Annotated in this window: 1 protein-coding gene; it reads right to left on the bottom strand. The window is 64.5% G+C overall.

Annotation, left to right across the window (positions count from 1 at the left end; genetic code table 11):
* Positions 1–30: 30 nt before the first annotated feature.
* Entirely contained in the window at positions 31–1,281 is a 1,251-nt protein-coding gene (locus IT41_RS19190; RefSeq protein ID WP_017469024.1) for an IS256 family transposase, read from the bottom strand.
* Positions 1,282–1,376 lie beyond the last annotated feature (95 nt).

The raw sequence follows: 1,376 nt of genomic DNA, 5'->3' as shown, positions 1-1,376 counted from the left end.
GAGATATGCTCGAAAGTTGGTGACGCTTGATCAGGCGGCAGCTTGAATGTGGCGGACGCCGTCGCGGAACTCAACCCCGCTGATGACCTCCGGCAGGCGGTTCCGACCGTCGAGCCTCCGCCATTTCTTCTGCGCCGACATCATCAGCCGGAAGGCCATGGCGAGCCCGGTCTTTCGGCTCAGGCAGCCCTTGGTTCGCCGGGTGCGGTGCCGGACGGTGGCGAAGGTGCTCTCGATCGGATTTGACGTCCGGATATGTTTCCAGTGCTCGGCCGGATAGTCGTAGAGGGTCAGCAGCGCGTCCCGGTCCTTGACCAGCTTGGCCACCGCCTTGTCCCATTTCACGCCGTAGGTTTCGACGAAGAAGTTGAAGGCGACGTTGGCTTCGGCCTTTGTCCCGGCCTGCCAGATGTCGTGCAGGTGTCCTTTGGCCCTAGCCTGCGCCGATTTCGGCAGCGCGTTCAGCACGTTCATGGTCTTGTGCAGCCAGCACCGCTGCTCCTGCGTCGTGGGGAAGACTTCGCGCAGGGCCGTCCAGAAGCCGAGGGCACCGTCGCCGATCGCGAGCTTGGGATCCTGCGTGAGGCCGCGCCGCTTGAGATCGAGCAGCACCTCGCGCCAGCTCTGGGTGCTCTCGCGGAAGCCGTCGGTCATGGCCAGCAGTTCCTTCCGGCCGTATTCATCCGCCCCGACGATGACCAGAACGCATTGCTTTTCCTCGGCCATGCGCGGCTTGAAGTAGACACCGTCGGCCCAGATGTAGAGGAACCGCCGGGTTCCGAGGTCGCGCTTCTCCCAAGCCTCGTATTCGGACCACCAGTTGGCTTTCAGGCGGGTGACGGTCTTGGCCGACAGGCCCTTGGCGTCCGGCCCCAGCAGGGCGGCCAGCGCCTCGCCGAAATCGCCGGTGGAGACCCCCTTGAGGTAGAGCCAGGGCAGCAGTTCCTCGACCGATTTGGCCTTGCGCAGGTAGCGCGGCAGGATGCTGGGCGTGAAGGAGATCCTCTCCGCTCCCGGCTTGCGATCCCGCACCCGCGGCACCTTCACGGCGACCGGACCGATCCCGGTCAGGATTTCGCGCTCCGGCAAATGTCCGTGCCGCACCAGCCTGGCCCGACCGTCATCGAGCCTTTCCTCGGCGAACGCGGCGAGGAGCGTTGCCAGCTCGGCCTCAACCGCTTGTTCGATCAGCTTGCGCGCACCCTCCCGGATGAGGTCCGTCAGCGGATCCGGCGAAAACCCCGATGGATCGGGCAGCGTGCTGATGGTAGTCTCCGACATGTGGCATATCCCTTTCTCGGCTGAGAATTGACGGCGTCTGAACACCGCCATGATATGCCGCCCCTCAGGGCATCACCAACTTTCGCGCGTTACTC

Origin of the sequence: Paracoccus halophilus (assembly GCF_000763905.1) — a bacterium.
GTDB classification, from domain to species: Bacteria; Pseudomonadota; Alphaproteobacteria; order Rhodobacterales; family Rhodobacteraceae; genus Paracoccus; species Paracoccus halophilus.
The sequence above is the reverse complement of the archived record's forward strand: the minus strand, read 5'-3'. Positions and strand labels throughout refer to the sequence as shown.